This is a genomic window from Pseudomonas sp. HP_12, assembly GCF_055283955.1.
Map to the genome: position 1 here is coordinate 65185 of NZ_JBTOQG010000023.1, position 24381 is coordinate 89565.

Here is a 24381-nt window from a genome sequence, read left to right on the forward strand (position 1 = left end):
ACAATAATGAAAATGAAAATCACGAAGGGTCTGTTGCAGGTGGGCGTGTTGGGTCTGTCGTTGTTGGCGACCAGCGTGATGGCTGCGGTGTCCGACGCCGAAGCCGCCAAGCTGGGCACCACGCTGACGCCGATGGGCGCGGAAAAAGCCGGCAACGCTGCCAACACCATTCCGGCCTGGAGCCCGATGCCGACCAATGCCGGCGCCGTGGACGACAAAGGCTTCCTGGCCAACCCGTACGCCAACGAAAAAGCGCAGTTCACCATCACTGCGCAGAACGTGGATCAGTACAAGGACAAACTCGCCCCGGGCCAGTACGCGATGTTCAAGCGTTACCCGGACACCTACAAGATGCCGGTCTACCCGTCCCATCGTGGCGCGACTGTGCCCGCTGACGTATTCGCCGCCATCAAGAAAAACGCCACCAACACCAAACTGGTGGGTGGCGGCAACGGCCTGGAGAATTTCGAAACCGCAGTGCCGTTCCCGATTCCGAAGGATGGTCTTGAGGTAATCTGGAACCACATCACCCGTTATCGCGGCGGCAGCGTCTCGCGTCTGGTTACCCAGGCCACGCCGCAGACCAATGGCTCGTTCAACCCGGTGTACTTCCACGACGAGTTCGTCTTCCGCGATAAGATGAAGGATTTCGATCCGAAGAACCCGGGCAACATCCTGTTCTACTTCAAACAGGAAGTAACGGCGCCGGCGCGTCTGGCAGGTTCCGTACTGCTGGTGCACGAAACCCTCGACCAGGTCAAAGAGCCGCGCGCGGCGTGGGTTTATAACGCGGGTCAACGTCGCGTACGCCGTGCGCCGCAAGTGTCCTATGACGGGCCGGGCACCGCCGCCGATGGCCTGCGCACCTCCGACAACCTCGACATGTTCAACGGCGCGCCAGACCGCTACGACTGGAAGCTGATCGGCAAACAAGAAATGTACATCGCCTCTGATAGCTACAAGCTCGACGATCCGAAGCTGAAATACACCGACATCATCAAGGCCGGCCACATCAATCAGGACCTGGCGCGCTATGAACTGCGTCGCGTCTGGCACGTGACTGCCACGCTCAAAGAAGGCCAGCGTCACATCTACGCCAAACGTGACTTCTTCATCGACGAAGACACCTGGCAGGCAGCGGTGATCGATCACTATGACGGCCGTGGTCAACTGTGGCGCGTGGCTGAAGCCCACGCCGAAAACTACTACGACAAGCAAGTGCCGTGGTATGCCCTCGAAGCTCTGTACGACCTGCAATCAGGCCGCTACCTGGCGCTGGGCATGAAGAACGAAGAGAAAAAAGCCTATGACTTCGGCTTTACCGCCACTGTCAGCGACTTCCAGCCCAACGCGCTGCGTCAGGAAGGCGTGCGCTAACGCCTGACCGAACAAGCGGGGAGCGTGCAACGTTGATCACAGCTACAGCGCACTGAAGTCCTCCGCTGTTTCACCCTATGGCTGAACCCCATAGCGCAGAAAGGAAACACCCCGAATGGTCGGGGTGTTTTTTTTTGACCAAGGTTTGCGTCCACAGGACGCTGTTCCTCTTTACGCGTGGATCACGGCGGAAATGAAAAATGCTGTGCTCGAACCGAGCCGTCGTCCAACTCCTTTATCGCGACATTCTTCAGATGCTCCGAGCCGAACGAGTTCGCGGTGCAGGTTTTGCTCATGATGGTTTTGTTGAGCTTGAGTACCTCTAGAAACGCTTTGGCACCTAAGGTTTGTTGAGGCACACCTACGACATATCCGTACTCACCCGTGCGAAATCCAAAATAGGTGGTGTATGTCGCCTTGTCCACCCACCGAAAAAGCGGGCGGGTTGGTCGGAATGTTTGCGTCATCTCATCCTTTTCAGGCGTCCCGAATCGATAGGTGATGGTTTCTTTGTCGGCACTACTGCATAGAGAGACTGACCGCTGCTTTTGCTCATCAAGACGGCAACCGGCAATGAGGGTTTCGTTTTTGACGCAACTGACGTCTTCACTGGCGAGAACTGACACGCTTATCAGAGTCGTAACTGTGAATCCGAGGCTCAAAATCGACTTGATGCATGTACTTCTTTGATTCACTCTTTTCATGCTTCGGACTCATTCAGCTCGACGCTTACTTGACCAAGGAAATACCAGGCCATCAATGTCCGCATGTGCCCCGCAAATACCCAGGCCTAACGCGGTTGGGTCGACATTTCTCGACGAGATGATCAGCGCTGCATCCGTTCGGATCATCCGTATTCGTCCGTGCGCGGTTTCGTAAATCAGGTGTCGGCCAGCTCCTTTCATGAGAAATGTAAACGCACAGACATGCTGATTGGCCTGGGTGCTTTCAAGCGTCACCAGATAGTTCTCACCTTTTTTGCGTACTTCTAAACTGTCGCTGAAAACGTCTGAGCAGTCAGATCCGTTCTCTGGCGAGGTGCAAAGCAAACTGCCTACTCTGAACGTACCCTCCCAAGAGAAGTTAGCTTGTGCGTTGGTGGACGAACTCGCTACAGCAGCTGTCGTTGCGCAACCGACACCAATAATGGCGAAACGCTTGGGAAGTGCCGCCATCCACACGCTGCATCTCATATAAAACACTCTCCTAAAATTGGGCATATGCAGGTAGTATCTGGAGCAGGGTTTACTTGTAGCCAAGTGATTTTAAATTTTCAGGAACTGCGTATCCTTGCTTGTATTCAAGCGTGTATGAGTTGGTTTTCTGCCCCAGGGTAGTGGTCTCACAGTTGGCTTCAGCTCCAATGGATCTTGTATTTCTCACCGTCTCTCTGACGACGATGTCAGCGTAATTCTCACGCGACTGCTGCATTGCCAGAGTCATGTGCCTTTCTTGAAAGCTTCCAGCGCAGTGCGTGTCCCATTCACCAACCCGCTCTTGGACAGTGAGTCCTTTCAATACGTTGTTCAATCCGTTGTCACCTAAGCTGTATAGACTCAGCGAGGTCGAACCGTATGGATTTGGCTGTGACGATCCTTCCCACAAAGTTCGGATCCCGAACGCAACGTTATTTTTATCTAATCGGTAATTTGCCGTATCTATCGTTATTCCATAACTATTGATTGCGCCAGCGTCGAGAGTTTCCTTCTCACGGGTTGTGCCCACGATGCTTTGCGTAGAGGGGTCTATGATCACTAAATCCAGGTCAGCAATTACATCTGTTTTGATGGCGGTTGCGAAAATCAGGAATCCGGTGGCCGGCCATCGTTTACAAACTGTCTCGTGCTCGGTAGGCGCATAGCCTACATAGCGTTCAGTGAGAAGAGCCTCATATTCCTCAAGACAGGCTGCTTCGGTGGCCGCGCTTGTCAGCATCAACAGTATTGCTGGCAACCCTTTTATGAGCCCGGTCCGTGTGCCGTTTTTGGCGGCCCCGCGAAAGTGCCTTCTTATATTTTCTGGACGTATCATTCTAAAATTCCGCTCGCCCAGATTCTTTCGAAATTCTTGACGCGATTTCGTCTACTCTTGGTGCCTTTGTTGACGATATCGGTTACTAGGTTCACAACGTCCGGCATCGCTCCCTTGTCCGCAATTTCATATATCTTCTTGCTCAGCCAGAAGTTTATCGCTGATCGCGTTGCGTATCTCATGTGGGTGAGCAGATCCGGGTTTTCTACAAAGTTTACTTTGTCTTCAGGCCAGTTGTGATGGTTCTCGACATGCCAGTCGTTGAAAACTTTATAGTTATGAAGACCTGTTAATTGCTTGAGCCCGCGCCCGCGGTATTTCCAGCCATCACCGCTGGCGTGGCCTCTGTTGCCCAGTTCACTTCGTGCTCCGTAGGCACCGTTCGCGATCGCTTCAAAATCTGATTGGGACATAGGAAAACCATCTTCCTTTATCTTCCCGTGCTTTTTATAGTATCCGTGTTTTTTAGCTTCGTTCGGTCGAGTCCTGAAGTAGCTAAAAAGTGCTATAAGTGCATCGGCGCTGTAAGTTAGATCTTCAATGACACTTAATCCTTCGCCTGTCTCCTCCAATATCTGAGCGAAAAAGTGAGCGCGTCTTAAGGGGGTGTCAAGTTTGTAAACTTCAATTTTTGCATTAAGTTCGTCGGCGATTGTGGTCAAGTCCTTATGCCGATTTGAGTCCAGCCGGGGATAAAGCTTAAGCATCGCTTCCAGGCTGAACGTGAATCCACTTCCTTGAAAGCTACTGATCAGCCCCACCGGATGCAGATGATGCACTTTCCCATCCGCCGGCAACCCAAGCCGTCCGGCCACCTCGGCCCACCAACTCATCGCCTTGATCCGCTCCTTCTCCGCCAACCAGTTCAGGTTAGGCGTCGAGCCGCCGTGCCCCAGCAAGTCGTCCAGCGCATCCCACTTGCCCGGGACGTGATGCCATTCGCTTTGGTAGCGAACGATCAACTGCGAAATCGACTGCGCGTGGGCTGGCAATCTCAGTGCGGCTTGTATTTCGCTACCGCTGAGCTTGCCGTCACGGTTGCGGTCAATGATGTCGAACAGGCGCTTTTTGATCGGGCCTTGGTCGGCCTTGTCAGCCGCCGCGCCATGGCGGGTGATCTCGTCCTCGTTGAACCGGCCTGATGCACGCATAAAAGAGGCGAGCATGCTCCGCGGCGAATCGTAGTCGGCGAGGGTCTCGTAGCCTTCCCACGACCAAGGACTGAGCCACGGCGTCACGCCGACTTCTTCACGCACCCAGCCGTCGAGCAGGTTGTTGTCGGCGTCGTGCAGCAGCCCGTCGAGGCGATACCAGTTGCACGCTTTGCTGTCGCCACTGGCAGGTACAGCGATTTTTCTCTCGGCCGGCAAGCCGTCGATCAGGGTTTTAGGAAGCAACAATTGCGCGGCGCTGAGGTGACCAACCGCTTTCAACGTCGGCGGTTTTTTGCTGCTGAACGTGCCCTGATGCGCGATTACGCGAGTGCCTTTGACGAGTTTCAGCCAAGTCCTGCTGCTGGCGGGCAGTTTGTCTGCCCAAACGCGGCTGAGGCCCAGGAACATTTTCACGTCGCCCGCGCTGAACACCTCCAGGTGCAGACGATTCTCCGGGTAATCGACGGCGCCTTCGTGATATTGGCCTATGTGCCCGATCAGTTCACCGGCCTTGATCGCAACCGGCTTATCCAGAACGACAACGCTGCCCCGCGCTTCCGGCTCGGCTGCGCCGCTCTGCAACGAAGCGAAGTGCACGTATTGATTGACCCGCTCCAGCTTGCGAAACCGGCCTGTGCCACTGACCGTCACTTCGGTGCCGGGATACAGCGTGCCGATCTCGTTGCCTTTGCGAACCAGCGGCTGAGCACGGACGTTCAGGGGCGTCTCGGAAACGACCCGATGCTGCTCGCCCGCCATGGGCCGCAGGAAGTCGGTGCAGACATAACCTCGCAACCCGCCGCTGGCGTCTTTCAGGTGATCGGGGCCAAGGGTGTTTTCAAGCTTGCGATAAGTGCCTTTGCCGCTGACCTGGACTTCCGCACCACGCGGCAGCCAGCCGATGATCGCGCCCTTGCTCGCTTTGTTGCGCACGTTCAGTCCGCGTTGCCCGGGGTAGTCCACATGGATGTCGTTAACGTCGACGCGAACCTGAAGGGTCGATCCGGATTTCCAGAATCCTGGCCTGACGACAGCAGAGTCTTTTTCGTACGCCGCCCAATCCCGCAAATGCATGTAGAGGCTGTAGATGATCAGACTCGGCGACGTGTCCGTGTTGCCCTTGATGGCAGGCGGCTGCAGGCGGTGTCGCACCAGCACGAAATTCCGCGAGAACGGCTTTGAAACGGGCCGTTTATTGACGAAATACGTCGTGGCAGGCGACTGCTCATCAATGCGATAGGCCACCACTTCACCGTCCGCGATGCAGTGCACGCTTGACTGGTCCAGCGTGCCCGCCGTTCCCGCATCAAAATGCACACCGCCATGCCAGAGCCCGCTGCTGCCGAGGGGATAGCTGCCGCTTGCGGCGTTTGCCAAGTGGGTCAGTTGCTGGAGCACATCGCGTTTGTCGCGGAAGGGATGGCTCCAGCTTTGGACCGGTATCAGTGAGTCGTTGTTTGACTCTACGCCGGTGGATGGAGGAGGCGGCAATGTGTCGGATGTCGGCAGCATAGGCTGCTGTAAGTCATCAAGCGCGTAGCGTGGTGCGAACAATCGTGTCATGGAGGTGGCTCCTGCTTTTCCACGAGATAAGCCAGCAAAGCTGCCGCTCTGTCGGCGAGGTCCCGGTCAACGTCCTGTTCGACCGATGCATCCGAACCTCGCGCTACGGCAAGGCCAGATTTGGTGCGCACGATGGCGAATTCCAGCGCGCGGTTCCAGAGGAGGAAATACGAACAGGAGATTTCCACGCGCATTTGCGGATGGGTCCCACACGAGGCAATCGTCGAGGATGGAGATGTGCTGGCCGACTACACTGCAGCGGATGTAGGACCGTGTACCTCCCCAGACATATAAACCAACATTCGCCCTGTTGATTGGATACGTTTTCTTACAGTCTTTCGTCTAACAATGTTCAAAAGGCACGGCATAGCCGCTAGTCTCCCGACATCTGAACGCCGAACAACAAGCACTCCAACAAGAGCCGGCCATGACTGATCTGTCGCGTTTGCAAGGATTCGCAAATCACGCAGTCACTGCGTTGGAAGGCCGTTTCTTCCGTCCGCCACTGCCTGAGGGTTATGTATCGAGACCTCGATTGTGCGAGCGGTTGAGTGCGGGGCTGTCTGGGCGCCTGTTGTTGATCAGTGCCCCGGCCGGTTTCGGTAAAAGCTCACTGGCGGTGGAGTTCTGCGAGAGCCTGCCCGATCAGTGGCAGAACCTCTGGCTGGGTCTGAGCCACCGGGACAGCGACCCGGGCCGGTTTCTCGAACGTCTTCTTTGCGGTCTCCAGCAATTTTTTCCTCAGCTCGGCAGCCAGGCGCTCGGCCTTCTGAAAATGCGTCAGCGTCACCAGCCCTTTGCCTTCGAAGAGTGGCTGGACGGTTTACTGGACGAGCTGGCAATGCACCTGATGTTGAGCAAACCGCTGCTGCTGGTGCTTGACGACTACCACTTGGTGCAGGGCCCCGTGCTGGATCGCTGCCTGCAATTTCTCCTCAATCATCTGCCTGCGGGCATGAACATCATGGTCACCAGCCGGCAGAGGCCGAACTGGCACCTGGCGCGTCTGCGGCTGTCGCGTCAATTGCTGGAATTGTCCGAGCAGGACCTGCGGCTGACCGACGACGAGTCGCTGGCGGTGCTGGATCAACAGCGCAATGGCTTGAGCGATGAAGCACTGCAGGCCTTGCTGCAACGCAGCGAGGGATGGGTGGCCGGCCTGCGATTCTGGCTGCTGGCGGCCAACGAAGCGGGCAGTAATGCGCTGACCCAAGGGCTCAACGGCGGGGAAGGGCTGATCCGGGATTACCTTCTCGAAGAGGTCATCGATTGCCTGCCGGCGGACGTTCAGGTCTTTCTCTATGAAACGGCGTGTCTGGAGCGTTTTGGCGTTGCCCTGTGCAACGCCGCGCGCGACAGTCACGACAGCGACGAAATGCTCGGTTACCTGCAAGCGCATCAGGTGTTTCTCGTCCCGCTGGACGAGCACGGTCGCTGGTTTCGCTATCACCATTTGTTCTCGGATCTGCTGCGCGCGCGCGCCGGGCCCAGTGTCACGCCGCAACAAAGACGCGTGCATCTGAATGCCTGCCGCTGGTTCAGCGACCAGGGGCTGCTCGACGAAGCCATTGAACAGGCGTTGCGCGCGGGGCATCTGGATGTGGCGGCCAATCTGGTGCAGAACCTGTCTGAAGAACAACTGCTCGCCGAGCAAAACGTCGGCATGCTGCTGCGCTGGAAAATGGACTTGCCCGACAGCCTGCTGGTCAGCACGCCGCGTTTGATCGTGCTGTACGCCTGGGCGCTGGGCCTGGCGTGTCAGCTGGACGCGGCCGAGGAGTTGGGCAATCACCTCAGTCGATTTCTGCCGGCACCTTCCGCGACCGCGCAAAATTCGATGCTGGCTCAGTGGCTGGCGCTGAGCGGGATCATCGCCCGAGGCCGCGGCGACAGTGAAACGGCCCGGCGCTATTGCAGTGAAGCGTTGGTCAGTCTGCCGCTGAAGCGATATGGCCAGCGTTTACTGTGCCTGTCGACCCTGGCGAATCTGGCTATCACCGATGGAGATTTATGGCGCGCCCGTGCGCTGAACCGTGATGCCCTTGAGTTGGCGCAGCGGGTGGCCAATCCATTGTTTGAAGCGCTGGCGCACTACGACCGCGCTCGCACCTTGCAGGCCCGTGGCGAAACACTCCGCTCGATGGAGGAAGTGCGCCAGGGCTTGCGACGTTTGAATGGCCTGTCTTCACAAAAACTGTACGCGGTGCGCGCGCGCCTGACGTTGTACGAAGGCTATTTGCTGGTGCAGTTCCTTCAACCGGAGGCTGGGCGCGAGCGCTTGACTGCCGGGCTGGCCGAGGCACGCGCCTGCCGTGACATCAGCGTACTGATCGGCCACTGCGTGATTGCCGGAATGGAAGGGCGCGAAGGGCGTTACGCCGAAGCCTTCGCCGAGCTGGCCGAGGCCGAGCGGTTGATGCACATATGGGACGTGCCGCCGGTTTATTACCTGGCAATGATCACCCTCGCCAAATGCGAGCTGTGGCTGGCCCAGGGCCGTATCGACCTGGCCGACGCGTGGCTCCTGCGACTGGGGCAGACTTACGGCGGCAACCAACCCGCCGCTGCCCCGGAATGTTCGCCGCAACTGCCTCAGCAGATCGAAACGCTGCGGGCGGTTCTTGATCATATTCAGGGCCGCACCGAAGAGGCGATGATGCGGCTGCACGGTCTGGTGGAGTATGCCCAGCGGATCGGCGCGGGACTGCTCGGCCTCAATGCGCTGAGTCAGCACATCCTGTTGTTACTCGACACATCACGCGGGCCTGAGGCCGATGAGCTTTTTCAACAGAGCCTTCAGCTCGCCACGGGTGGTGCGGTTCTGCCCTTCCAGCGCCTGATCCGTGGTCATCCCGACTGGCTGCGTGAGCAACTGCACAAACGACCCTCATGCCGGCTGGTCGATTACCTGCTTCAGCAACTTCCTGAAGCTGCGCCTGGTCAGGGGCTGCCTTGCTTGCGCATGGCAAGCGAGCCGTCCCCCTGCAACGGCGGCAATGGCGGCGATCACCTCAGCGCGCGAGAACTCAGCGTGCTGCAGCTGATCGCGCAAGGCTGCTCCAATCAGGAAATCAGCGAACGATTGTTCATTTCCCTGCACACCGTTAAAACCCACGCCAGCCATATCAACAGCAAGCTGGGCGTCGAGCGACGCACCCAAGCAGTGGCCCGGGCACAAGAGTTGGGATTGCTGGGCTGATCGATCGGTATTTAAATACCGATTTATGCCAAAAAAAATCTACTTTAGGCATTTAATTGCCTTTTCTGCGCTTCAGTCCGAATGTTTAGGCATTAAATTGCCGAGCAGCCTGTGATGCAGCTGACCCTCCAACTCTACCTGTCGGGACGATGGCACGACGCGATGAGCCTGCTATGAACGACGAAATACGCCAGCGCGGCATCATCCTCGACGAGCGTCGGAATCAGTTGTTGGAGGGCACCGTTTCCATGGGCGCTGCGGTCAAACGGCTGCGGACCGAGATCACGGGACTGCGCCAGGAGCAGTTCGCGAGCATGTGCAAAATCTCGTTGCGCACACTGCGCCAGATCGAGCAGGACGAGGGTAATCCGACGGTGCAAACCCTCAACGCCGTGTTCAGGCCCTTTGGTATGCAGGTTGGCATTACTCAATTGCGACGCCGGCCGGCGGGACCAGTCTCTAAGGCGTAATCGCACCGATCAGCCCGACGGCAGGCTCAAGCAGCGGGCTGACCGGCCCACATGCTGGCCACGTCCAGCAGGCCCCACTCCTCAGCCAGTTCGAACTTCAGGATGCCGTCTCGTACCGTGGGGCACGCGAGGTTGATGACTTGCGGCTCGAAGGGCACTCGGGTCCGGGTGGACAGGAAAACTTTCACTTTCGGGTGCAGCAGGGACTGTTCATCCTGCTCGACCACCACGCCCAGGCGCTCGCTTTTCAGGCGAACCAGCGCGCCGACGGGATAGATACCAACGGTCTTGACGAAGTGCTGGAACACCGTCGCATCGAAGTGGCCTTTCCAGGACGCCATTTCGCGAACCGAATGCGCGGCATCCCAGCCCTTCTTGTAGGGCCGGTCTGAGGTCACCGCGTCATACACGTCACAAATAGCGCCCATTTTCGCCAGCAGGCTGATCTCATCGCCCTTCAGGCCGTGGGGATAACCGCTTCCGTCGACCTTTTCGTGATGATGCAGGCACACGTCCATCACCAGTCGGGTTACCCGCTCGCAACCCTGGAGGATTTCCAGCCCGGCCTGCGGATGATGCTTCATGACCTCGTATTCTTCGTAGGTGAGACGATCGGGCTTATTGAGAATGGCCGAGTCGATCATCATTTTGCCGACGTCATGCATCAGCCCCGCAACGCCGGCTTCACGCACTTGATCCTCATCCAGATCCATCTGCCGCGCGAGCGCGACCATCAATGCGCACACCGCCACCGAATGCATGTAGGTGTACTCATCCGTCGTTTTCAGGCGCGACAGGCTGATGAGCGCGTGGGGATGGCGCATGACGGACGTGGAAATTTCTTCAACCAGCAGATCGACGTCTTCGGTATTCATTGCCCGGCCCATCCGGGCATCGCTGAACATGGTCATCACTGCCGCTTTCGCGCGCCCGCAAATCAGGCGCGCGCGGGCCAGTTCCAATTCGAGGCTGCACGGCGCAGTCTCGGCAGGGTCGGGACATTCGGGAGAGGTCTGATCCGCTGGCGAGCTATCGGCAGGGCTTTTGCCAAGGCGAGTGTCAATCCAGACCTCACGGGTCGATGCCTGAATGTGCCGCAACACCGCGTCGTCGCTGAGTTCGCGCTCGACGTGGGCAGTCCAGAAGGGATCGTTAATCCGTGGGCGGCAGAACTCGTGGATGTACATGCCCAGCGTGAGGTCGGAAACGGGGATTTTTCTTAGCATAAAGTCAGCTCTTGCGCGTGAATACAGCGCTGCCTTGCCTGAAAGTGAGAGCGATCTTTGTTCTTTGCTTCATCACTGCGCTTTCCTGTACTTGCGCATGGCCAGTATAGGAAAGCGCTGGGGAAATGAAACTCCCTTGAATGTTGTGGGAATTACACTCCTGATAGATAAATATCAAACCTAATCAGGAGCTTGCATAGATTATTGGCGTTGTTTGACGAATCTCGCATCGAATAAATGCGATGAACAGCATGTTCAAAATGCATATAAATATTTGCTTTTTATATTAAAGAATTGCTGCCCTTGGCCGTGCACTGGCGGTTCAGGCCGCGTTAAGGAATTTTTGACGGGGACCGTGCTCTAATTGCCCAAATCGTCGGCCTTTATGTTTGGCCGTAGAAAAGCAAAACAGGAGCTCTCCTTGATGTTGACCTTTCGCCGTTTGATCATCGCTGCCACCGCACTGACCGTGCTTTCCGGCTGCGCGACGCAGAATCCATACGACAATCAGGGGCAGGCGCAGAACTCCGGCGGGATGAGCAAGACCGCCAAGTACGGCGGTCTGGGTGCATTGGCCGGCGCCGTCGCCGGTGCTGCCATCGATCACAACAACCGTGGCAAAGGTGCGCTGATTGGCGCTGCCGTGGCAGGCGCGGCATCTGCCGGTTACGGCTACTACGCCGACAAGCAGGAAGCTGCACTGCGCGCCAGCATGGCCAACACCGGTGTTGAAGTTCAGCGTGAGGGCGACAACATCAAGCTGGTGATGCCGGGCAACATCACCTTCGCCACCGACTCGTCTGCCATCGCCAGCAGCTTCTATGCGCCGTTGAACAACCTGGCCGGCTCGCTGAAGCAGTACAACCAGAACATGATTGAAATCGTCGGCTACACCGACAGCACCGGCAGTCGCCAGCACAACATGGACCTGTCGCAGCAGCGCGCCCAAAGCGTGGCGACCTACCTGACTTCTCAAGGCGTTGACGCAGCTCACCTGTCGGTGCGCGGTGCCGGTCCTGATTCGCCGATCGCCAGCAACGCCGACGTCAACGGCCGTGCCCAGAACCGCCGCGTCGAGGTCAACCTCAAGCCGATTCCTGGCCAGCAGTACCAACAACAGCAATAACCGCGTGACGTGAAACCAAAAACCCCGGCCAGTGAGCCGGGGTTTTTGCGTTTGGACCTACGGGCGCTTAGCCCGGGTAACGGTCATGCATCTGCGCGAGCAACGTGTCCTTATCTTCCCACAGCCGGTTGATCCACTGCTGAAACTCCAGGCGGTAGGCATCGTCCTGGTCGTAGCTTTTGCCGATGAACTGCGGCGGGATCTGCACTTCTTCAAAATGCGCGACGACTTCGCGCACGTTCCCGCAGAGCAAGTCCCAATACCCTGGCCGACCAGCCGGGTAATGAATGGTCACGTTGACGATGGATTCCAGCTGCTCGCCCATGGCATCCAGCACGAAAGCAATGCCGCCTGCCTTGGGCTTCAACAGGTAACGGAACGGCGAGTTCTGCTGTGCGTGCTTGGCTTCGGTGAACCGCGTGCCTTCGACGAAGTTGAATATGCCGACCGGGTTGTTGCGAAACTTCGCACAGGTGCGGCGGGTGGTGGCCAAGTCCTTGCCTTTCTTTTCCGGATGCTTGGCCAGATACGCCTTGCTGTAGCGCTTCATGAACGGAAAGCCTAGCGCCCACCAGGCAAGGCCAATCACCGGCACCCAGATCAGCTCTTGCTTGAGGAAGAACTTGAGCGGGCGAATGCGTCGGTTCAGCACGTACTGCAGCACCATGATGTCGACCCAGCTCTGGTGATTGCTCGTCACCAGGTACGAGTGCTGATAGTCCAGGCTTTCCAGCCCGCTCAGCTGCCATCGGGTGTGACCGAGCACATCCATCCAGGCGTTGTTGTTGCTGATCCACGCTTCGTGGATGTGGCTCATCAGCCAGTCGGTGACCTTCTGCGCGGCGGGGAAGGGCAGGCACAGTTTGAAGATGGCAACGACGAACAGCGGCGTGCAGCAGAGAATCGTGTTGAGCGCCAACAGCAACGAGGCGATGACGCCACGCAAAGGGGCGGGGAGGAAATCCATGTGAATCGAACTCCGGGGCAGTCAGCCGCCGGTGGGTTCCGGCGGGGTTATTGTGGTTATGCGATATTGCAGCGCAATGTTATTGCGGCAGCGTGGCCGCCTGAATCGCCGTCAGTGCAATGGTGTAGACGATGTCGTCAACCTGAGCGCCCCGCGGCAGGTCATTGACCGGCTTGCGCAGGCCTTGCAGCATCGGACCGAGGCTCACGCAGTCCGCACTACGCTGCACCGCTTTGTAGGTCGTGTTACCCGTATTCAAATCCGGAAACACGAACACATTCGCGCGACCCGCCACCGGGCTGTCCGGCGCCAATTGTCGGGCGACGTGTTCGTTGGCGGCGGCATCGTATTGCAATGGCCCGTCGATCAACAGACCGCGCTGGGTCTCGCGCGCCAGTTGCGTGGCTTCGCGGACCTTTTCCACTTCCTCGCCGCTGGCCGAATTGCCGCTTGAATAGCTGATCATCGCCACCCGCGGTGACAGGCCGAACGCCACGGCCGAATCCGCGCTCTGCACCGCGATTTCCGCCAGCTCGGTGGCGGTCGGGTGCGGGTTCATGATGCAGTCGCCGTACACCAGCACCTGCTCCGGAAACAGCATGAAGAACACCGATGAAACGAGGGTGCAACCGGGTGCGGTCTTAATCAGCTGCAGGGCAGGCCGAATGGTGTTGGCAGTCGAATGGATCACCCCCGACACCAGCCCGTCCACTTCGTCGAGGGCCAGCATCATGGTGCCGATCACCACAGGGTCCTCCAGTTGCTGCTCGGCCATCGGCGCATTGAGGTTTTTGCTGCGGCGCAAATCCACCATCGGCGCGACATAGCGCTCGCGGATCTGGTCCGGATCGAGTATCTCCAGGCCCGGCGGCAAGTCGATGCCGTGGGCGCGCGCAACGGCGTTCACTTCCTCGGGCTTGGCCAACAGCACGCAGCGGGCAATGCCACGGGCCTGACAAATCGCCGCCGCCTGGACGGTCAACGGCTCGGCGCCTTCAGGGAGCACAATGCGTTTGTTTGCCGCCTGGGCACGCTGGATCAACTGATAGCGGAATACCGCGGGCGACAGGCGCATCTCACGGGGCGTGCCGCAACGCTGATGCAGCCAGTTGGCGTCGAGGTGGCTGGCGACGAAATCGGTGATGATCTCCGCGCGCTCGCGGTCATCGATGGGGATTTCCTTGTTCAGCTGATTGAGCTGCGTCGCGGTGTCGTACGAACCTGTGCTCACCGACAGCACCGGCAACCCGGCCTGCAGCGCGCCTCGGCACAGGTCCATGATGCGCGGATCGGGCAGGGTGTCGCTGGTCAGCAACAGTCCGGCCAACGGCACGCCGTTCAGCGTCGCCAGGCTCACCGCCAGAATGATGTCATCGCGATCCCCCGGTGTGACCACCAGCACGCCCGGCTTGAGCAACTGCAGCGTGTTGAGCACCGTGCGGGCGCAGATGATGATCTTCGACATGCGCCGCTGTTCGTAGTCACCGGCGTTGATCACTTGCGCGCCGAGCAGATCGGCGACGTCGCGGGTGCGTGGGGCGTTCAGGTCAGCCTGAAACGGGATGCAGCCGAGTAAACGGAAATCACCGCTGCGCAACAGCGGCGAGTGTTCCTTGAGCCGCGCCGAGAAGGCTTCCATGCTCTCGTCGGTACGCACTTTGTTGAGGATCACGCCAAGCACTTTCGGGTCTTTCGGGCCGCCGAACATCTGCGCCTGCAGCTCGACGCGGCCGGAAAGCTCGGTCAGCACTTCGTTTTCCGGGGCGGACACGAGAATGACTTCCGCATCCAGCGCCTTGGCCATGTGCAGGTTGACCCGCGCGGCATAGCTGGCGCTGCGGGTCGGGACCATGCCTTCGACGATCAACACATCACGGCCGATCGAGGCTTCCTGATACAGCTTGATGATTTCTTCCAGCAGCTCGTCAAGCTGACCTTCGCCGAGCATGCGTTCGACGTGGGCCAACCCCAACGGCTTGGGCGGCTTGAGGCCGTGGGTGCGGGCGATCAATTCAGTCGAACGCTCCGGGCCCAGATCTCCTGGATGAGGCTGGGCGATCGGCTTGAAAAAACCGACCTTGAGCCCGGCGCGCTCCAGGGTGCGCACCAGCCCCAGGCTGATGGACGTCAGGCCCACACCAAAATCTGTGGGCGCGATAAAGAAAGTCTGCATGCGGGCTTCTCGAAAATGAGCAGTGCAAGGGTCATGGCGCTATGAATTCAGCCATCGGACCGGATAAACCAGGACGCTGTTCAGTCGCAGCGTCTCAACGGGGCCCAAGGTTATCGTTATCTGACCCCGACGCGCACCAGCCGCAGTGAAAGGACTGACCGATTTTCGCCTGGCGCTGCGCGGGATCGAGCACCCAGGCGCGGGACTGCCAGGGCGGGTCGTGACGCAAATGCTGGGTGTGAGCGCATGAGAGCACGACCACCCAGTGACCGTCCGGGTCCTGAGCAAAGCCGGTAATAATCGAATGGGGGGAGGGGGCGTTCGGGGATTCCAATCGGGGCCGTCCGTCTGAGTTGCGTTCGCTTTCGCGCGAGTGCTTGGTTAGACTTGGCCGCTCATATCTATTTGCAAAAGGTCTCGCCCCATGCCGATCGCCGCCAACAAGGCTGTCTCCATCGACTATACCCTGACCAATGACGCTGGTGAGGTCATCGACAGTTCTGCCGGCGGCGCGCCGCTGGTTTACCTGCAAGGTGCAGGCAATATCATCCCGGGTCTGGAAAAGGCGCTGGATGGCAAGGAAGTCGGCGACGAACTGAAAGTGGCCATCGAGCCTGAAGATGCGTACGGCGAATACTCCGCCGAGCTGGTCAGCACCCTCAATCGCAGCATGTTCGAAGGCGTCGACGAACTGGAAGTCGGCATGCAGTTCCATGCTTCTGCGCCGGACGGCCAGATGCAGATCGTGACCATCCGCGATCTGGACGGCGATGACGTCACTGTCGACGGTAACCACCCGTTGGCCGGTCAACGCTTGAACTTCGATGTGAAGATCGTCGCCATCCGTGATGCAAGCGAAGAAGAAATGGCCCACGGTCACGTTCACGGCGAAGGTGGTCATCACCACTGATTGTCCTGCTAAGCTGAGTGAGTTGGCCAGGCGTCCTCGCGGTCTTGTGAAAACGTTTGTTTTTGCGGTCTGACAGGGCGCCTTTTTCGGCCAAGGGTTTCTAGGGGAGTCGTCATGAGTGTATTTCACGAGCTGAAGTTGAAGGCTCTGGATGGCCAGGAGCTGCCCCTCGCCCCGCTCAAGGGCAAAGTGGTTCTGGTGGTCAACGTCGCGTCAAAGTGTGGCCTGACGCCGCAGTACGCTGCGCTGGAAACCCTGTATCAGAAGTACAAAGACCAAGGCTTCAGCGTCCTCGGGCTGCCGTGCAATCAGTTCGCCGGTCAGGAGCCTGGTAGTCAGGAAGAGATTCAGGCGTTCTGCTCGTTGAACTACGGCGTAACCTTTCCCCTGGGGGACAAGCTTGAAGTCAACGGACCGCACCGGCATCGTCTGTATCAAATGCTCGCGGGCGAAGGCGCCGAGTTTCCCGGCGACATCACCTGGAATTTCGAGAAATTTCTTGTCGGCAAAGATGGACGCGTTCTGGCCCGCTTCTCCCCAAGCACGCTTCCGGATGACGCCAAAGTGGTGAGTGCGATCGAGAAGGCACTGCCCTAGTATTTCAATTCGCCCTCCTTCTTTTGAGCCTTAATCACTCCAGTCAATAGTGCTTCGTATCCCCCGTGCTTCGGCTCATTCTGTATGACCTTCATCATATTTCCAGAATGCCGAGGACGCCTGCATGCCTGTTCAAGCCTTGTTCAAACCCTTCCACTTGGGCAGCCTCGAGTTGCCGACGCGCATCGTCATGGCGCCGATGACCCGCTCGTTTTCACCTGGCGGCGTACCCAATTCCAAAGTCATCGAGTACTACCGTCGTCGTGCGTCTGCGGGCGTTGGCTTGATCATCACCGAAGGCACCACTGTCGGGCACAAGGCCTCGAATGGCTACCCCAACGTGCCGCAGTTCTTTGGTGAAGCGGCACTGGAAGGCTGGCGCAAGGTGGTGGAAGCGGTTCACGAAGAAGGCGGCAAGATCGTGCCGCAACTCTGGCACGTCGGCGCCGTGCGTCGTCTGGGCACTGAGCCGGATGGCACGGTGCCGGCCTATGGCCCGACCGAGAAGCTCAAGGACGGTAACGTTGTCGTTCATGGCATGAGCAAGCAAGACATTGACGAGGTCATTGCAGCGTTCGCCCAGGCGGCGAAAGACGCGAAATCCATCGGCATGGACGGTGTCGAGATCCACGGCGCCCATGGTTATCTGGTCGATCAGTTCTTCTGGGAAGGCACCAATCAGCGTACCGACGAATACGGCGGCGACCTCGCGCACCGCTCACGCTTCGCCATCGAGCTGATTCAGGCGGTGCGAGCCGCCGTGGGCCCGGATTTCCCGATTATCTTTCGGTACTCGCAGTGGAAGCAGCAGGATTACAGCGCACGGCTGGTGCAAACGGTTGAAGAGCTCGACGCATTCCTCAAGCCGCTGTCCGACGCGGGCGTGGACATTTTCCACTGCTCGACGCGGCGTTTCTGGGAGCCCGAATTCGAAGGCTCCGACCTGAACCTGGCCGGCTGGACGCGCAAGCTCACGGGAAAGCCGACCATCACGGTGGGCAGTGTCGGACTCGACGGCGAGTTTTTGCAGTTCATGGTCAACACCGACAAAGTCGCCCAGCCTGCGAGCCTGGAAAACCTGCTCAAGCGTCTGGGTGACGAGGAGTTCGATCTGGTCGCAGTCGGCCGTGCGCTGCTCGTCGACCCGGACTGGGCATTGAAAGTGAAAGAAGGCCGCGAGCACGACATTTTGCCGTTCAGCCGCGAAGCCTTGGGTCGGTTGGATTGACGGTCCGGTTCCGTCCTTGATCGGGGACTACACCCCCAAAACAACCCCATCCCGCGTCTCGCTCGCAGCGCGCAGGTAAGTCTCGAATGAGTCGATAATCCCGGCCCATCCCTGACGACTGGCGTGCTGCCGGGCGTTGAGCCTGACCCGGCGCAACGTTTCGTCATCCTCCAGCATCCACCGCGCGGCATCAATGAAGCCTTCCTCATCCCCCGGCATCGCCACTGCGCCGTTATGGCCGTGGCGAATATGTTGGGCCGCCGCCGCTTCGTCATAGGCGACTACCCCCAGCCCTGACGCCAACGCCTCCAGCACCACGTTGCCGAAAGTTTCAGTCAGGCTCGGAAACAGAAACAAGTCACTCGACGCATAGTGCGCTGCCAGCGCATCCCCTCGCTGGGTGCCGCAGAAGATGGCGTCCGGGAGCTGACGCTGCAGCGTCGGCCTGACCGGTCCATCACCAACAATCACCAGCCGCAGGTTCTTCTGGGGATAGGTGCTGACCAGACCATCAAAGGTGGTCTTTAGCAGGCCCAGGTTTTTCTCCGCGGCCAGCCGTCCGACATGCAGGACGGCCGTATCGCCCGGTTCAAGGCCCCAACTTTCACGCAGCGCACTCGAACGTTTCGACGGGTGAAACAACTGGCAATCAACGCCCCGGGACAGCAACTCCAACCGTTCGAAGCCGCGGCGTTCGAGTTCGGTTTTCTGCGTGAAGCTGGGCACCAGGGTGGCGTTGGAGCGGTTATGAAACCAGCGCAGGTAGGTCGTCAGCAGGCGCGTGATGAAACTCAGCCCGTACTGCCGCGTGTAGTGCTGAAAGTTGGTATGAAACCCGCTGACGATGGCAATCCCCAGCCGCCGCGCGGCACGCAGCGCCGAAAGACCAAGCGGCCCTTCTGTCGCGATGTACAGCACATCCGGGCGATTGCGCTGCCAGCGGCGCAGCAGTTTGTGCATCGACGACTGCCCCCACTGCAATCCGGGATACCCCGGAATCGGCCAGCCACGGCACAGCATCAAATCTTCCCCGGCCGCGCGCAATTCATCGTCGGTCTGCCGCGGCCGAATCACCTCAACCCGATGCCCCCGCAGGCGCAGCCCGTCGCACAAACGGCTGAGCGTATTGGCCACGCCGTTTATTTCCGGTGCATACGTTTCGGTGATCAGGGTAATACGCAGGGATTTACTCATGAGATCAGTTTCTGAGCGGGTCATTGCGCTTGTGTGGCGGTTGAGTGATGGATTTGTGACTGCAAATGGCTGGCCGGGATTCGGTATTGGCCGCGCTTGATCCTGACCGGTTTCAGAGCGACATACGACCCGGTCAGGTTCGGATACGACTGCGGTGACACGGGACGCGTCATTTACCAACGGTGAAGGGCACAAGCCTCGACTCGCCGATGCGTTCGAAGGCAGCTGGCTCCGGCACGTAGTGGGTCTGCACGGGGTTCAGAGTGGTCAGTTGCAGGTGTGAACGGGGTTGAGCCGGCTTGGCAAGGTTCGAGGATTCAGCATTGAGGGTCTGTGAAACGAAAGGCTGAGTCGCCTGCGCCAGTGCTTGCATGAATGCGGGAGCGTGGGGTTCCGGCTTCTTCTGCCTGTCCATCACAAAGGACGCGGGGTTGGCGGTCGTTTTTAGCGGGGTGGTCAGGGGTGTCGATTCCATGGGCATTTAACTCCTGTGGGTGACTACGGCGCGCGATTGAAATGCGGCGGCGAATGCTCGCCCGGAGTGGGCATGTCCATGGTTAAACAAGGAAGCTGTGGGACGTTGTGAATAGTGTTGTAGGAACCTTCCTGATTTTCCCGAGGTTGATTAAAAGAGTGTTTCCGCCTTTAGCATGCGTCGCCTCAACTTCTGGAGGAAACGCTGTGTCCGAACCATTCAATACGCCACCTGCTGCCGATTTGACGGCTTTGCCTACGAACGGCCCACCGTTTTACACCGTGTCGCTGATCAAGCTGACTTTGATGATGTTCATCACGTGCGGGTTGTACGGGCTCTACTGGTATTACAAAAATTGGTCGCGGTACAAAGCCTATTCGGCGAAACCGATCTGGCCGGCTATGCGCACGCTTTTCTGTTTTTTCTACTTTCCCTCACTGTTCAGCAAGGTAAATGCCGCGCTTAAAGAGACGGGTCGAGGCGGTATCCCTTACTGGGGCGTCTACGTAGCAGGGATCTACCTTCTTACGTTTACCCCTTCGATTGTCACTGGGTGCGCATCGGGTTGGGGTAGCAGCCCATCCGCAGCGCTGGGGCTCATCCCGACCATAGGGGTCTACACCATTACGGGGCTGGGCCAGTTCCTGATTATCCTGAGGGTGCAATCGTTCATTAACCGGTTGGACGGCAAGTCTGGGGAAAGTCGCAGGATCCGCTTCACGTTTGGGGACGTGGTCTGGACGGTGATAGGCATCTGTTATTGGGCGCTTTTAATGCTGATCTATGGTTGGTTGAGTCCAGCAAGCATGTAATAAAAAGGCCTCAATTGAGGCCTTTTCAATAAATCAGCGAATCCGCTCTGCCAGCGCCTCCGCCCCACGCTCTCTCACCCAGAATAACGTCGCTCCCGCCACCGCCGCCGGCATCATCAAAATATTGACCACCGGTATCAGCAGCACCAGATACACAATCCCGCCGAAACTCATGCTCTGCCAACGCTTGGCGCGCAGCCACGCGAGCATGTCTTGCCAGCTCATTTTGTGGTTGTCGGCGGGGTAGTCGATGTATTGGATAGCCATCATCCACACGCCGAACATCAGCCACAGCGGCGCAGCGACGAGGTTCACCACGGGGATCCACGAAAGGATGAACAGGCCGATGGCACGAGGGAGAAAGTAGCCCAGTTTGCGCATTTCCCGGCTCAGGGTGCGCGGGACCATTTCCACCAGCTCTCCCCAACTGAACGCAGGAAAATCGTCCGTCCCGCGCAGGACCACTTCCACCTTCTCGGCGAGAAAGCCATTGAACGGCGCGGCGATGATGTTGGCGATCATGGTGAAGGTGAAAAATACCATCAGCGCGACAAGCACTACGAACAGGGGCCATAGAATGTAATTGAGAAAGCCGAGCCAACTGGGCAGGGTCGGCATGAAGGAGTCGACCCACAGCCTGAATTCGTGGCCGGCGAAGTAGATCATGGCGCTGAACAGCACCAGATTGATCACCAGCGGCAGCAGGACGAACAGGCGCAGACCGGGGCTCAAGACCAGTTTCAGGCCTTCGCGCAAGTATTGCGGGCCGGACAGGGCGGGTGCAGGCATGTGTGCCTCCAGGCAGTGATATCGCGCCGACCATACCGGCTTTGCCGCAGGGGCGGAAGCGCAGCAGCGGGGGCGACACTCTCTGAAACAATCGTGCAGCGGTGAAGTCTATGCAGGACTGCGATCGCGAAGCGGAAGATGCACATAGCGCGGGCCTATGAGCTGGATTGTGAAACGATATTTCCTTAATCTTCTCCGCCCCGATAAGCTTGCGGGCAACTTTCACCGTTGCTGTGCCCCAAGTGGCAGCTTCACGTTTTCAGGATCGGCGGGCGCCACCCTTGGGGCGTAGGCCTCGTCAGTCCCAATCCTCTCAACCGGTACGCCGGTTCAGACCCAGTGACTCCGACCACGCGTAACGATGGCCGGTCAATAGGAGTGTGTCATGTCTGATGTACGTCATTCGCGAGTGATTATTCTCGGCTCCGGCCCTGCCGGTTACAGCGCGGCAGTCTATGCCGCGCGCGCCAACCTCAAGCCGTTGCTGATCACCGGGATGCAGGCGGGTGGTCAATTGACCACCACCACCGAAGTCGACAACTGGCCGGGCGACCCCCATGGCCTGACCGGCCCTGCATTGATGGAGCGTATGCGTGAACACGCCGAGCGTTTCGAGACCGAGATTGTGTTTGATCACATCAATGCAGTGGATCTGGCGGGCAAGCCGTTCAGCCTGAAAGGCGACAACGCCACTTACACCTGCGACGCGCTGATCATCGCCACTGGCGCCAGCGCCCGTTACTTGGGTCTGCCGTCCGAAGAAGCGTTCATGGGCAAGGGTGTTTCGGCCTGCGCGACCTGCGACGGTTTCTTCTATCGCAACAAGCCGGTCGCAGTGATCGGCGGTGGCAACACGGCTGTCGAGGAAGCGCTGTATCTGGCCAACATCGCCAGCAAGGTCACCCTGGTTCACCGCCGCGATACCTTCCGCGCCGAGAAGATCCTGATCGACAAGCTGCATGCACGTGTTGCCGAGGGCAAGATCGAGCTCAAACTCAACGCGACCCTGGACGAAGTCCTGGGCGACAACATGGGCGTGACCGGGGCGCGCTTGAAGAACAACGACGGCAGCTATTCCGAAGTGACCGTCGACGGCGTTTTCATCGCCATCGGCCACACGCCGAATACCAGCCTGTTTGACGGTCAGTTGGCGTTGAAAGACGGTTACATGGTCGTTCAAGGCGGTCGCGAAGGCAATGCGACGGCCACCAGTGTTGACGGTGTTTTCGCCGCCGGCGACGTGGCGGATCACGTCTACCGTCAGGCCATCACCTCGGCTGGCGCAGGCTGCATGGCTGCACTGGACGTCGAGCGTTACCTGGACGGTCTGGCGAACGTTGCGTTCTGACCTGACCTTCAGCTGCAAAAAAACCGGCTCACTGAGCCGGTTTTTTTATGTCCATCAACTTCGCTCAATGACTCAAGCGCGGGTTCAGGCCTTGGGCTTGAGCGGCTCGGCGGAAAACTTCACGCCGGCCAGACCGTTCGCGATCAGCGCCCGAATGTTGCCGTGGTCAGAGCCTTCCGGCGTCTCCAGCACTGAGCGGTAGTGCTCGCCAAAAGCCAGCAGCGCTTCTTCGTCGCTCAGGCCTTCCAGCAGCGCCAGGCCGAGGGTCTTGCACGAACCTTCGTTCTGGCCAGCGGCGTTTTCCACCGGGCCGTTGCTGAACGCCTGAGGCTGATAGTCGTAGTGTGCGGCGATGAAGGCCAGCGTGTCGGCGAACAGATGATTGCCGCTGGCGAGGCTGGCGCGCAGGGCGCTCAGGTCAGTCATGCTTGGGCTCCTTGGCAAACGCGGCTTGCTGCTCGGCGCTGGCTTCTTTCTGGTAAGTGGATTTCCACTCGCTGTAAGGCATGCCGTAAACCACCTCGCGGGCGTCATCGAGGGTGATGTCGATGTGCTTCTCGTCGGCCTCGGCCTTGTACCACTTGGACAGACAGTTGCGACAAAAACCGGCGAGGTTCATCAGGTCGATGTTCTGCACGTCCTTGCGGCTGTCCAGGTGCGCAACCAGACGGCGGAAAGCGGCGGCTTCGAGTTCAAGACGTTGTTGCTCGGTCATGGTGTGCTCTGTCGGTATTAAAGATGGGCGGATGATAAGAGTGGCGGCCAGGCCGGGCAAGCGTGCGTCTGCAACGGCAAGCCCAGTGGATCAGCGTGTCGCCGCCAGGGTGATCGACACCGATTCGGCGAAACGCAGCGCGTGGGGTTTGTCGACTTCGACTTCGGCGTATTGCACCGCTTCATGGGTCATCACCAGGTCGAGCACCTCCTGCGTCAGGCGCTCGAGCAGGGCAAAGCGGTTGCTTTCCACGTGCTGGATGATCGCCTTGGTGATGGTCCGGTAGTTCAGCGCGTGATCGATGTCGTTATCGCGCACCGCTTCCTGTGCCGCGTACAGGATCGTCAGGTTGATCAGCACGTCCTGCTTGTTGAGGATTTCGGCTTCGTTGATGCCGATAAACGTCCGCAGGCACAGGTCTTTGACCCTAATGCGTGCGGTACCGGGTTCGAGTCTTGCCATGGACTACTTGCTCCGTCCGATCAATTGCAGAAATTCCATGCGGGTCGTGGTCGACTCTCGGAAGGCTCCGAGCATCACCGAGGTGTTCATGGTCGAGTTCTGCTTTTCAACGCCGCGCATCATCATGCACATGTGTTGAGCCTCGATCACCACGGCCACGCCTGCGGCCTTCGTAACGTCCCGAATCGCATCGGCGATCTGCCGCGTCAGGTTTTCCTGAATCTGCAGGCGCCGCGCGTACATGTCGACGATGCGCGCGATCTTCGACAGACCCAGGACTTTTCCGGTAGGAATGTAAGCCACGTGAGCCTTGCCGATGAAAGGCAACAGGTGATGCTCGCACAGCGAGTACAGCTCGATGTCCTTGACGATCACCATCTCGTCGCTCTCGGACGCAAACAGCGCGCCGTTGACGATCTCTTCCAGCGTCTGCTCGTAGCCATGACACAGGTATTGCATCGCCTTGGCGGCGCGCTTGGGCGTATCCAGCAGGCCTTCGCGTTCAGGATCTTCACCCAGGCCGACGAGGATTTCACGGTAATGCTGTGGCAGTGACAGGGTCATC

24 protein-coding genes and 1 pseudogene are annotated in these 24381 nt (G+C 58.7%); 9 read left to right on the top strand and 16 right to left on the bottom strand.

Annotated elements, in window-relative coordinates:
• The first annotated feature begins 12 nt into the window (after positions 1 to 12).
• Positions 13 to 1377, top strand: coding sequence for a DUF1329 domain-containing protein (locus ACYASU_RS15585; RefSeq protein ID WP_192174913.1), 1365 nt, complete (start codon positions 13 to 15; stop codon positions 1375 to 1377).
• Between the two features lie 182 nt (positions 1378 to 1559).
• Here ACYASU_RS15585 and ACYASU_RS15590 read toward each other — a convergent pair whose 3' ends face one another.
• The 5 genes from ACYASU_RS15590 to ACYASU_RS15610 form a co-directional block, all read right to left on the bottom strand.
• Positions 1560 to 2081 (bottom strand): hypothetical protein, encoded by a 522-nt coding sequence (locus ACYASU_RS15590; RefSeq protein ID WP_463583316.1) that lies wholly within the window; start codon positions 2079 to 2081, stop codon positions 1560 to 1562.
• A 9-nt stretch (positions 2082 to 2090) separates the two neighbouring features.
• On the bottom strand, positions 2091 to 2552 hold the full coding sequence (locus ACYASU_RS15595) for a hypothetical protein (protein WP_463583317.1): 462 nt from the start codon (positions 2550 to 2552) through the stop codon (positions 2091 to 2093).
• 70 nt (positions 2553 to 2622) lie between these two features.
• Positions 2623 to 3408: a PA3715 family protein gene (locus ACYASU_RS15600; protein WP_463583318.1), complete on the bottom strand. Its 786-nt coding sequence runs from the start codon at positions 3406 to 3408 to the stop codon at positions 2623 to 2625.
• On the bottom strand, positions 3405 to 6125 hold the full coding sequence (locus tag ACYASU_RS15605) for a hypothetical protein (RefSeq protein ID WP_463583319.1): 2721 nt from the start codon (positions 6123 to 6125) through the stop codon (positions 3405 to 3407). The genes ACYASU_RS15600 and ACYASU_RS15605 overlap by 4 nt, the downstream gene beginning before the upstream one ends.
• A complete protein-coding gene (locus tag ACYASU_RS15610) occupies positions 6122 to 6319 on the bottom strand; it encodes a hypothetical protein (RefSeq protein WP_463583320.1) in 198 nt (65 codons plus the stop codon). Before ACYASU_RS15610 ends, ACYASU_RS15605 begins: the two co-directional genes overlap by 4 nt.
• 233 nt (positions 6320 to 6552) lie before the next feature.
• Here ACYASU_RS15610 and ACYASU_RS15615 point away from each other — a divergent pair, with 233 nt between their 5' ends.
• Both ACYASU_RS15615 and ACYASU_RS15620 read left to right on the top strand, forming a co-directional pair.
• Entirely contained in the window at positions 6553 to 9324 is a 2772-nt protein-coding gene (locus ACYASU_RS15615) for a LuxR C-terminal-related transcriptional regulator (RefSeq protein ID WP_463583321.1), read from the top strand.
• A 173-nt stretch (positions 9325 to 9497) separates the two neighbouring features.
• Entirely contained in the window at positions 9498 to 9794 is a 297-nt protein-coding gene (locus ACYASU_RS15620) for a helix-turn-helix domain-containing protein (protein WP_463583322.1), read from the top strand.
• A gap of 26 nt (positions 9795 to 9820) precedes the next feature.
• On the opposite strand, the gene ACYASU_RS15625 is transcribed toward ACYASU_RS15620, so the two are convergent.
• Positions 9821 to 11020, bottom strand: coding sequence for an HD-GYP domain-containing protein (locus ACYASU_RS15625; protein WP_463583323.1), 1200 nt, complete (start codon positions 11018 to 11020; stop codon positions 9821 to 9823).
• Between the two features lie 424 nt (positions 11021 to 11444).
• Between ACYASU_RS15625 and ACYASU_RS15630 the strand changes: the two genes are divergently transcribed.
• Complete coding sequence (locus ACYASU_RS15630; protein WP_192171876.1) at positions 11445 to 12146, top strand: YiaD family glycine zipper/OmpA-like lipoprotein; 702 nt, start codon at positions 11445 to 11447, stop codon at positions 12144 to 12146.
• Between the two features lie 67 nt (positions 12147 to 12213).
• Here the strand turns inward: ACYASU_RS15630 and ACYASU_RS15635 are convergent, their stop codons facing one another.
• From ACYASU_RS15635 to ACYASU_RS15645, 3 genes and pseudogenes are all read right to left on the bottom strand, one after another.
• Entirely contained in the window at positions 12214 to 13113 is a 900-nt protein-coding gene (locus ACYASU_RS15635; protein ID WP_463583324.1) for an acyltransferase, read from the bottom strand.
• Between the two features lie 79 nt (positions 13114 to 13192).
• Positions 13193 to 15286, bottom strand: coding sequence for a phosphate acetyltransferase (pta, locus tag ACYASU_RS15640; RefSeq protein ID WP_369307776.1), 2094 nt, complete (start codon positions 15284 to 15286; stop codon positions 13193 to 13195).
• 94 nt (positions 15287 to 15380) lie between these two features.
• Positions 15381 to 15742, bottom strand: a pseudogene (locus tag ACYASU_RS15645) (DUF3565 domain-containing protein).
• On the opposite strand from ACYASU_RS15645, the gene ACYASU_RS15650 reads away from it, so the two are divergent.
• From ACYASU_RS15650 to ACYASU_RS15660, 3 genes are all read left to right on the top strand, one after another.
• Positions 15711 to 16196, top strand: a complete 486-nt coding sequence (locus tag ACYASU_RS15650; protein WP_074884740.1) for an FKBP-type peptidyl-prolyl cis-trans isomerase — start codon at positions 15711 to 15713, stop codon at positions 16194 to 16196. The pseudogene ACYASU_RS15645 and the gene ACYASU_RS15650 sit on opposite strands and share 32 nt — an antisense overlap.
• A gap of 114 nt (positions 16197 to 16310) precedes the next feature.
• The gene (locus ACYASU_RS15655; RefSeq protein ID WP_192171873.1) at positions 16311 to 16793 is read left to right on the top strand and encodes a glutathione peroxidase; all 483 of its coding nucleotides are present in this window, start codon (positions 16311 to 16313) and stop codon (positions 16791 to 16793) included.
• A 124-nt stretch (positions 16794 to 16917) separates the two neighbouring features.
• Positions 16918 to 18021 (top strand): NADH:flavin oxidoreductase, encoded by a 1104-nt coding sequence (locus ACYASU_RS15660; protein WP_463583325.1) that lies wholly within the window; start codon positions 16918 to 16920, stop codon positions 18019 to 18021.
• 27 nt (positions 18022 to 18048) lie between these two features.
• Here ACYASU_RS15660 and ACYASU_RS15665 read toward each other — a convergent pair whose 3' ends face one another.
• Both ACYASU_RS15665 and ACYASU_RS15670 read right to left on the bottom strand, forming a co-directional pair.
• On the bottom strand, positions 18049 to 19215 hold the full coding sequence (locus ACYASU_RS15665; RefSeq protein ID WP_463583326.1) for a glycosyltransferase family 4 protein: 1167 nt from the start codon (positions 19213 to 19215) through the stop codon (positions 18049 to 18051).
• 169 nt (positions 19216 to 19384) lie between these two features.
• A complete protein-coding gene (locus ACYASU_RS15670) occupies positions 19385 to 19690 on the bottom strand; it encodes a hypothetical protein (RefSeq protein WP_192171870.1) in 306 nt (101 codons plus the stop codon).
• Between the two features lie 206 nt (positions 19691 to 19896).
• On the opposite strand from ACYASU_RS15670, the gene ACYASU_RS15675 reads away from it, so the two are divergent.
• Positions 19897 to 20502 (top strand): hypothetical protein, encoded by a 606-nt coding sequence (locus ACYASU_RS15675; protein WP_463583327.1) that lies wholly within the window; start codon positions 19897 to 19899, stop codon positions 20500 to 20502.
• Between the two features lie 33 nt (positions 20503 to 20535).
• Here the strand turns inward: ACYASU_RS15675 and cysZ are convergent, their stop codons facing one another.
• A complete protein-coding gene (cysZ, locus tag ACYASU_RS15680; protein ID WP_463583328.1) occupies positions 20536 to 21291 on the bottom strand; it encodes a sulfate transporter CysZ in 756 nt (251 codons plus the stop codon).
• Positions 21292 to 21676: 385 nt separating this feature from the next.
• Here cysZ and trxB point away from each other — a divergent pair, with 385 nt between their 5' ends.
• The gene (gene trxB / locus ACYASU_RS15685; protein WP_463583329.1) at positions 21677 to 22639 is read left to right on the top strand and encodes a thioredoxin-disulfide reductase; all 963 of its coding nucleotides are present in this window, start codon (positions 21677 to 21679) and stop codon (positions 22637 to 22639) included.
• Positions 22640 to 22723: 84 nt separating this feature from the next.
• Here trxB and ACYASU_RS15690 read toward each other — a convergent pair whose 3' ends face one another.
• From ACYASU_RS15690 to folE, 4 genes are all read right to left on the bottom strand, one after another.
• Positions 22724 to 23065 carry a HopJ type III effector protein gene (locus ACYASU_RS15690; protein ID WP_463583330.1) on the bottom strand — a complete coding sequence of 114 codons (342 nt, stop codon included), beginning with the start codon at positions 23063 to 23065 and terminating at the stop codon, positions 22724 to 22726.
• A complete protein-coding gene (locus ACYASU_RS15695) occupies positions 23058 to 23354 on the bottom strand; it encodes a DUF1244 domain-containing protein (RefSeq protein ID WP_192171866.1) in 297 nt (98 codons plus the stop codon). Before ACYASU_RS15695 ends, ACYASU_RS15690 begins: the two co-directional genes overlap by 8 nt.
• Before the next feature lie 90 nt (positions 23355 to 23444).
• On the bottom strand, positions 23445 to 23816 hold the full coding sequence (folX, locus tag ACYASU_RS15700; RefSeq protein ID WP_463583331.1) for a dihydroneopterin triphosphate 2'-epimerase: 372 nt from the start codon (positions 23814 to 23816) through the stop codon (positions 23445 to 23447).
• A 3-nt stretch (positions 23817 to 23819) separates the two neighbouring features.
• The gene (gene folE / locus ACYASU_RS15705) at positions 23820 to 24380 is read right to left on the bottom strand and encodes a GTP cyclohydrolase I FolE (protein ID WP_463583332.1); all 561 of its coding nucleotides are present in this window, start codon (positions 24378 to 24380) and stop codon (positions 23820 to 23822) included.
• Between the last annotated feature and the right edge of the window lies 1 nt (position 24381).

Excerpts from the sequence above, each read along its gene's own strand:
- ACYASU_RS15585 (WP_192174913.1), top strand. The coding sequence starts at position 13 with ATGAAAATCACGAAGGGTCTGTTGCAGGTGGGCGTGTTGGGTCTGTCG.
- ACYASU_RS15590 (WP_463583316.1), bottom strand. The coding sequence starts at position 2,081 with ATGAAAAGAGTGAATCAAAGAAGTACATGCATCAAGTCGATTTTGAGC.
- ACYASU_RS15595 (WP_463583317.1), bottom strand. The coding sequence starts at position 2,552 with ATGGCGGCACTTCCCAAGCGTTTCGCCATTATTGGTGTCGGTTGCGCA.
- ACYASU_RS15600 (WP_463583318.1), bottom strand. The coding sequence starts at position 3,408 with ATGATACGTCCAGAAAATATAAGAAGGCACTTTCGCGGGGCCGCCAAA.
- ACYASU_RS15605 (WP_463583319.1), bottom strand. The coding sequence starts at position 6,125 with ATGACACGATTGTTCGCACCACGCTACGCGCTTGATGACTTACAGCAG.
- ACYASU_RS15610 (WP_463583320.1), bottom strand. The coding sequence starts at position 6,319 with ATGCGCGTGGAAATCTCCTGTTCGTATTTCCTCCTCTGGAACCGCGCG.
- ACYASU_RS15615 (WP_463583321.1), top strand. The coding sequence starts at position 6,553 with ATGACTGATCTGTCGCGTTTGCAAGGATTCGCAAATCACGCAGTCACT.
- ACYASU_RS15620 (WP_463583322.1), top strand. The coding sequence starts at position 9,498 with ATGAACGACGAAATACGCCAGCGCGGCATCATCCTCGACGAGCGTCGG.
- ACYASU_RS15625 (WP_463583323.1), bottom strand. The coding sequence starts at position 11,020 with ATGCTAAGAAAAATCCCCGTTTCCGACCTCACGCTGGGCATGTACATC.
- ACYASU_RS15630 (WP_192171876.1), top strand. The coding sequence starts at position 11,445 with ATGTTGACCTTTCGCCGTTTGATCATCGCTGCCACCGCACTGACCGTG.
- ACYASU_RS15635 (WP_463583324.1), bottom strand. The coding sequence starts at position 13,113 with ATGGATTTCCTCCCCGCCCCTTTGCGTGGCGTCATCGCCTCGTTGCTG.
- pta (WP_369307776.1), bottom strand. The coding sequence starts at position 15,286 with ATGCAGACTTTCTTTATCGCGCCCACAGATTTTGGTGTGGGCCTGACG.
- ACYASU_RS15650 (WP_074884740.1), top strand. The coding sequence starts at position 15,711 with ATGCCGATCGCCGCCAACAAGGCTGTCTCCATCGACTATACCCTGACC.
- ACYASU_RS15655 (WP_192171873.1), top strand. The coding sequence starts at position 16,311 with ATGAGTGTATTTCACGAGCTGAAGTTGAAGGCTCTGGATGGCCAGGAG.
- ACYASU_RS15660 (WP_463583325.1), top strand. The coding sequence starts at position 16,918 with ATGCCTGTTCAAGCCTTGTTCAAACCCTTCCACTTGGGCAGCCTCGAG.
- ACYASU_RS15665 (WP_463583326.1), bottom strand. The coding sequence starts at position 19,215 with ATGAGTAAATCCCTGCGTATTACCCTGATCACCGAAACGTATGCACCG.
- ACYASU_RS15670 (WP_192171870.1), bottom strand. The coding sequence starts at position 19,690 with ATGGAATCGACACCCCTGACCACCCCGCTAAAAACGACCGCCAACCCC.
- cysZ (WP_463583328.1), bottom strand. The coding sequence starts at position 21,291 with ATGCCTGCACCCGCCCTGTCCGGCCCGCAATACTTGCGCGAAGGCCTG.
- trxB (WP_463583329.1), top strand. The coding sequence starts at position 21,677 with ATGTCTGATGTACGTCATTCGCGAGTGATTATTCTCGGCTCCGGCCCT.
- ACYASU_RS15690 (WP_463583330.1), bottom strand. The coding sequence starts at position 23,065 with ATGACTGACCTGAGCGCCCTGCGCGCCAGCCTCGCCAGCGGCAATCAT.
- ACYASU_RS15695 (WP_192171866.1), bottom strand. The coding sequence starts at position 23,354 with ATGACCGAGCAACAACGTCTTGAACTCGAAGCCGCCGCTTTCCGCCGT.
- folX (WP_463583331.1), bottom strand. The coding sequence starts at position 23,816 with ATGGCAAGACTCGAACCCGGTACCGCACGCATTAGGGTCAAAGACCTG.
- folE (WP_463583332.1), bottom strand. The coding sequence starts at position 24,380 with ATGACCCTGTCACTGCCACAGCATTACCGTGAAATCCTCGTCGGCCTG.